Below are 6770 nucleotides of genomic sequence, written 5' to 3'. Positions count from 1 at the left end.
TGACATGATAAATTAGTGGTTGGCTATATTTTTTACTTTGCAACAGAACCTTCTTTTAAATAGTTTATAAGCCTAAAGCTAAAATACAACAACTGTTGAAGATAGTAAGCGTGAGACAAATTTAATATTCTTCATCTATAGGATTGAATATATCCGTATTTCCACCTCGTTCTTGCACAATTTTAGATGCTACTTCGTTTCCCCATATACAAGCTTTTTCAATACTTTGGTTATCTAGCAAACCTGCTATAAAAGCTGCTGTGTGTGAATCACCAGCGCCTATAGTATCAGTTATAGGAACATTTTCCCCCTCTAAAATCTTAACTTTACACTTATTTGCTATAAGAGTACCTTCGTTGCCTAACGTAACTATCACAGGTTGATTAGTCTGTTTACTTACTTCTAATGCCGCATCTTTCACATGATTCTCACTACTCAATTGTAATATTTCATCCTCGTTGGCATGTACTATTGTGTTTATTTCAAGCAACTTCCTTATACTTTCACAGTTCATTTTATTAATCCTTGGTGAGGGGTCAAAAATAATTGTAGTTTTCTCGTTTAAACGACTAAATTCTTCTAATAAAACTTCGTCTGAAGGATGTTCAAAAGAATAACCTGACACATAAATATAATCATACTTATTAAGGTCAATTTCTTTAAACCAATTCTTTTTCCATGTCATTTCAACTCCGGGCATCGTTAAAAAAGTGCGTTCTCCATTATTTTCAACGATACATAACGTCCAACCATTATCTCCTAATATATTATTTAATAATGAAGTTTTGCCTTCTTTTTTTAACTTATTTTTAATAATTGTTCCATTAGGACCATCGCCAACGGGCACCATCAAATCATAATTAGCTTTGAACTGACTAAGTATATCGCCTACATTATATGCGCAACCACCTACTATTGTCTTCTCAGAGTAGGCAAATTCGTCCGATCCACTACTTGGTATACTATCAACATTTAAAATCACATCAATAACAGCACTGCCGATCACCAAAACCTTTTTTTGGCTATTAATCTGTTTATATTCTCTTGATGAACTTTTCATTTTTTAGCCTTCTTTCTGTGAGTATTTAAAGAAATATTAAATATATAGTATAAAAATCCGCTAACCATAAATGTTACAATTATATCAAAACTTGAAGAAGTAAAAATGTTTATTAATGCACCTGCTATTACTGCTATACTCCAGACCATTACTGTTTTAATATTCAGACTATTATACTGGGGATCGTAAACTAATTTTTTTTCATAACCTATATTTTTTCTCAATGTTGCATAATCAACAATGAAAATTGCACTCCAAGCAGCTAATCCAATACCCAAAACTCCTAAAAACATTTCAAAAAAAGCGAGAAAATTTCTGGAAACTACTAAGACATAAATAGGAATGGCAATAATAATAATTGAATGAATAATAATAACTGTAGAATTTTTTACTTTCAAATCAAAAGTACTCATAATTAATCTTGAGGACTTTAAACCTAAAAAACACATAGGAGTAAGGCCACCTAAAGCAGATATTAAGTAAATTACTGTCATCCAATTTGGTAGTACTTCGCTAATTAGTAAGATTGGATTTTCTGCATTTGCTAATTGTGGCTCTGAAGTAGCTAATAAAATTCCAGTACTTATAATGATAAATAAAGGGATAAACGCGCCAGCTGTAACACTAGTGATTATTGATAAAGAACTGTTCGATTTTTTTTGAAAACGGCTATAATCTGCAGCTGCGTTAGTCCAAGTCAATCCAGTTCCTACTATTACAAAGGCTAATGCAGGTAGAAAATCTTTAAGCCAAGACCCAGATTTCATAGAAAAAAGGGCGTTCCAATCAGTATTAGTAATTAAAATTGTTATAACTAATAAGGTTAATGCACCAAATACATATGTGAAAAATGTTTGTACTGATACAAGTATTTTTTGTGAAAAAAGAACAGATATAATAACTAGCCCAGCAAAAATCGCTAAACTCATCAAAATTAGAAATGTACTAGTCTTAAAACCAAAAGTACTAAATAAAGCCAGAAGAGTTAAAGTTCCTGTAGAAACATTAACAGATAACCAACCAACTTGACCTACCCAGCCAATTAAAGCAGGTATATGATTGCCTTTAAATCCAAATGGTGCTCTTGAGAGCATAAAAGTTGTAGCTCCACTATCTTTACCAGCTACACTTATATAACCAACTAGAACAAAGGATAACGGACCTATTATAGCAATCAAAATTGATTGTAAAAAGCTCAATCCGTAACTTACTATGACAGCGCCATAAACTATCCCGAGAATACCTAGATTGGCTGCAAACCATATAAAAAATAAGTCGATAGGTTTCCCGTTTTTTTCACTTTCAGGAAGAAAGACTTCTTCTTTTTCCATAACGAACACCTCCATTTTTTATAACATCTTATTTTTTTCGAGCGTAGTTGCATATTGTTCTAAGTTCACACTATTGTGTTTGTCGATAGTCTCTATCCAAAGTTTTTTAAAATTACTATATCCGTATTTAGCTCCCGATATAGCAGTTGCCATAGCGCCAATTGTGTCAGTATCCCCACCGATATTCGCACAAAAAATTGCGCATTTATTGGGGTCTTTACAAAAATAAGCAATTGCCAAAGCAGTGGGGACCGATTCAGTTAATGATGTTCCGCATCCTATCACATCATAAAGCCAGAGCGAATATTCCTCCTCACTTTCGAAATGATTGGCAAACTGAACTGCTAATTTTAATCTTTCTGCTATTGATGCAGAAAAAGTTTGTTCTCCTTCTTTAATAGCTATATCGTGAATATCCAAAACGCCTTCTATAATTTCTTTCCAATTCTTATCTTCCGCTGCCAATGTTACTGCATAAGCAATCATACTAGCTCCGGCTATTGCAACATCACTTGTGTGAGTAGCTTCACTAATTTCCTTAACATAATTTACAAGCTCTACTTTTTGATCTTTAGAAAATAAAGTACCAATAGGAGCAATTCTCATAGCCGACCCATTAGTTAATGCATTTTTTGTATAGAATTGGGAATCTTCTCCTTGTATTATTGCAGTTAAAGCTGCTTTAGAACTTGGGCCAAGAATATTATTTTTAAATGCGTTTGTAGCATTGGCCCATTCAATCAATTCGTCTGCTATGATTTTTTTGAAGGTTCAAAATGATTTTTATTTAGTGCATCAATGATTAGTAGTGATTGTGCAGTATCATCTGTAAACTGTCCTTTGGTGAAATTTCTGGCTACCTTATTTTCATAAGGACCATCTAAAAAAGTTGTGATTTTCCCAAAAAAATCTTTAATTTTGTTGCGATTCCATAATTCTGAAGGCATACCTAAAGCGTCTCCAATAGCTTGGCCATATAAAGTTCCTAATATTTTATCTTTCATTATAAAACTCCCTTCTTGTCCACTTATACGTACGAGTTAATTTTTTATTTTAGAGCGCTTACATTTTATTGTCAAAATTTTAATATAAATCCCTTCCTTTTATACTATACACAATCTATTTTTTAGTTTTATTTGTGATATGCTTCTGCGTATCGGTTAATGATGCGGTTTTTCTGATTGATTTATTAATATCAAAATATTAACTGTCTAACTCTATCTATTTTATTAATTTGTAATTAAATATAGGACATCTTATTATTTAATACTAATAAAAAAGCCATGCCGAAAAGGCATGACTAAAATAAAGTACTTTAAAGAATAACAAGGACCAACCTGTTAATGTAGTTATTTAAGTAAATAACTACATTATAATTTTATATTATAATTAAATAGAAGTCTACAACTTTTATGCTAAATTAGATATAATTTATTAACTTTCACATACTTTTTTATTTTGCAATTATGTTTTAGACATCGAGTTAGCATACCGCAATTGTGTATTTAACTTAGTAACAAATAGTAGTTAGCGCATCCTAATATTACTTAATAACTGACATAATTTATTATCCTGATTAACTTTAAAAAGATGATCTCAATTAATAAATGACTGATTATGAACCATTTCTTCATATCCAAATAAAAGCATTTAGTATATCAATGTTAACAAGATACCTTCATAAATTTCGTTTCCTTTATTAATATCTAAATAAATATCACATGTCTGACATAAATTGAAAACATTTTCCCCAAAGGTTCTGGATATAAATCTATATTTTTTACTTTAATTAGATGTTCCTACACTTAAAAAGACGTAATTCTCCCCTATTTCTTTATTTTTTAGTTCTTACACTAATTCTTTAATTTTAGTTTCTAAACGTATATTAGCCTCCGATAAAATACTTTTACATATATTCTAATAATAAATAAGAAAACTCAACGGATATAAAGATAGCCAGGCCATTTTAATGACCTGGCTATCTATCTTATTATCATCTATCTAACATTTAAAGATACTTATTTATCTTCTTTTTTATTTTTACGACGTTTACCAGCTAAGAATAGTGATCCTGCTGCAGCGAATAATGAACCTAATAATGTGCCATTCGCTTGTTCACTAGTACCTGTGTCAGGTAATTGTTCTTTACCATGTTGTTTATTTTCTTAATCACTATCGTTAACGCCGTCATTATCATCATCTGTATCAACATCATCTGTGATGCCGTCTCCATCTGTATCTGCTGGATCTACTACATCTGATACACCGTCGTTATCTTTGTCTGTGATTGTTGATGAATTATCATCTGACTCTTCGTCATTTGTATAACCATCATTATCTGTATCTTCTTCTCCGTCTGTGATGCCATTACCGTCGGTATCTTTGTTTTTCGGATCTAAGTTAGCCTTTTCTTCATCACTATCGTTAACGCCGTCATTATCATCATCTGTATCAACATCATCTGTGACTGCCGTCTCCATCTGTGTCTCTATTAACACTGATAATAAATGTTTCGACGGTTTGTCCACCTTGACCATCATCTACTGTTACTTGAACTTCATAGTCACGAACTTCTTCGGTATCTTTCCAATCATTTACTTGTGGAGTACCTTCTATTTGTCTAGTTTCTTCATTATAACTAACGCCTTCAGGTAAGTTTGTAACCGTTGTAGTTAACGGATCATTGTCATCATCTTGAGATGTAATACTAATAGGAGTAATACTTTCCCCTTCTGTAATAATTTGATCCTCAATAGAATCAATTGTAGGGTCATTATTACCTATTTCTGGTTCATCATCAATAATATCTGGTACACCATCATTGTCATAGTCATAAAAATCTAGATATGATGTAGCATAAGAACCTTCTAAAGGCTGGAATGGTGCTCCATTATCAGATCCTACTGTACGATTATCTACATAATCTGCTTCTAACCAAGATGAAAAGTCTAAACGTGCATCTTCCGTACTTTCATTTAAATCTTCAGCAATTTTTTCTAAAGTAACACCAGGAAGTAATGAATAAGATAATGTATAACTTCTTGATTGTCCTAATGTACCATAAAATACATTTCTATCTAATTCACCTCTAGCACTATTTAAATCACTAATTGTATTATTATCTAGGATTGAGATGCTATCTACCTTACTAGTATCAACCAAGCCATTGTCGTCTGCAAAAACATTAACAACTCTATTTTCACTGATTTTATTACCATTTTCATCTGAAACGTAAAGTTCAATGTTATTTAAATCTATATAAGGTAATAAATCTTGAGGGATTTGTTCTTTAATATATACAACCCAATTATAGTCTGTTTGTAAAAAGTTTTGGTTTGGTTTAAAAGTATGAACCGAATCTATAGTTTGATTGTCTTTATTGTAGCGAATTTGATTTTTTACTTTTCCGGCTGTAAAATCTGTTCTCTTGCTGTTGTCTACGTCTGTTTCAACAGTTGGGCTAATAAATGATGTATCAATACTCTCAGCAGCAATTTCACCTTCATTATTAGTCCAAGTATGTAAGACATATACAGGTTTATCATTTGTATAACCTAAAGACTGCAGTGTTTGATTATCTTTTAAATTAATAATTAAATCATGGTTAGTAACAACACCAATTAATCCAGAATTAACCGTCCGACCGTTCACTGGCGCACTCCAGTTTGATCGATCACTATTTGATGTCATTTGAACACCATTTAAAGTAATAGATTCAATTTGACTTGAAAATGCTTCCTGTGGGAATGATAAATTAATTTTACCCCCCTTTGTAAATTGACTTGAAGTAGCTAACCATTTTGTTAATTGCAATTTAATTGAACTACTATCTGCATTTTCAAATTGATTTAACCCAGCATATCTTAAAGCAGTATCTTCATTTACTGTTGTTGCATCATACTTTAAATCTCTCAATAAGTATGCTAAATCAGAATCAGTTGGGAATTGATATTTTGTTTCATTTGGTGTATCAGCTGCTAAAGTATTAATTGCTGAAAACATACGAGTTGCTCTAGTAGCCAATGGCTGTTCACTATCAATCTCGTTAGACAAGTTTATTAAAGCCGCCTTCAAAATCTCATCATTAATTTCTTCTGTTGTTGCATTATTATAGTCTATATTAGCAATTTCTATAATCGCATCTGCTTCTTCTTCAGATAACTGCTCTGTTAAATATTCATTCACTATTTCTTCTTTATTTTCTGTATTTTCAAGCTGCTCTTGTAAAGTGGAAGTATTAGTGTTTAAATCAGTATCCTCTGTTAACTCTCCAGTACTTGGTTGTTCTTCTTTTGTTGTATCCTCAGTACTTGGTTGCTCTTCTTTTGTTGTATCTTCAGTACTTGGTTGTTCTTCTTTTGTTGTATCTTCAGTACTTG

4 protein-coding genes and 2 pseudogenes are annotated in these 6770 nt (G+C 31.7%); all 6 read right to left on the bottom strand.

Going from position 1 to position 6770, the window contains the following annotated elements:
- Nucleotides 1–121: 121 nt before the first annotated feature.
- A complete protein-coding gene (locus KA878_RS09920; protein ID WP_193839843.1) occupies nt 122–1060 on the bottom strand; it encodes a PfkB family carbohydrate kinase in 939 nt (312 codons plus the stop codon).
- Nucleotides 1057–2391, bottom strand: coding sequence for a purine-cytosine permease family protein (locus KA878_RS09915; protein ID WP_017175607.1), 1335 nt, complete (start codon nt 2389–2391; stop codon nt 1057–1059). Before KA878_RS09915 ends, KA878_RS09920 begins: the two co-directional genes overlap by 4 nt.
- A gap of 18 nt (nt 2392–2409) precedes the next feature.
- Nucleotides 2410–3395 (bottom strand): annotated as a pseudogene (locus tag KA878_RS09910) (ADP-ribosylglycohydrolase family protein).
- A gap of 1014 nt (nt 3396–4409) precedes the next feature.
- Nucleotides 4410–4538: pseudogene (locus KA878_RS09905) on the bottom strand (LPXTG cell wall anchor domain-containing protein); the annotation flags it as partial.
- 18 nt (nt 4539–4556) lie between these two features.
- Nucleotides 4557–4871 carry a hypothetical protein gene (locus KA878_RS09900; protein WP_210142151.1) on the bottom strand — a complete coding sequence of 105 codons (315 nt, stop codon included), beginning with the start codon at nt 4869–4871 and terminating at the stop codon, nt 4557–4559.
- A partial coding sequence (locus KA878_RS14540) for an Ig domain-containing protein (protein ID WP_281059637.1) occupies nt 4849–6770 on the bottom strand: 1922 nt, incomplete at its 5' end. The genes KA878_RS09900 and KA878_RS14540, both read right to left, overlap by 23 nt.

Source organism: Staphylococcus sp. GDY8P57P, from assembly GCF_017892585.1.
GTDB classification, from domain to species: Bacteria; Bacillota; Bacilli; order Staphylococcales; family Staphylococcaceae; genus Staphylococcus; species Staphylococcus borealis.
Note: the sequence above shows the minus strand (reverse complement) of the source record. Positions and strands in the feature narration are given on the sequence as shown.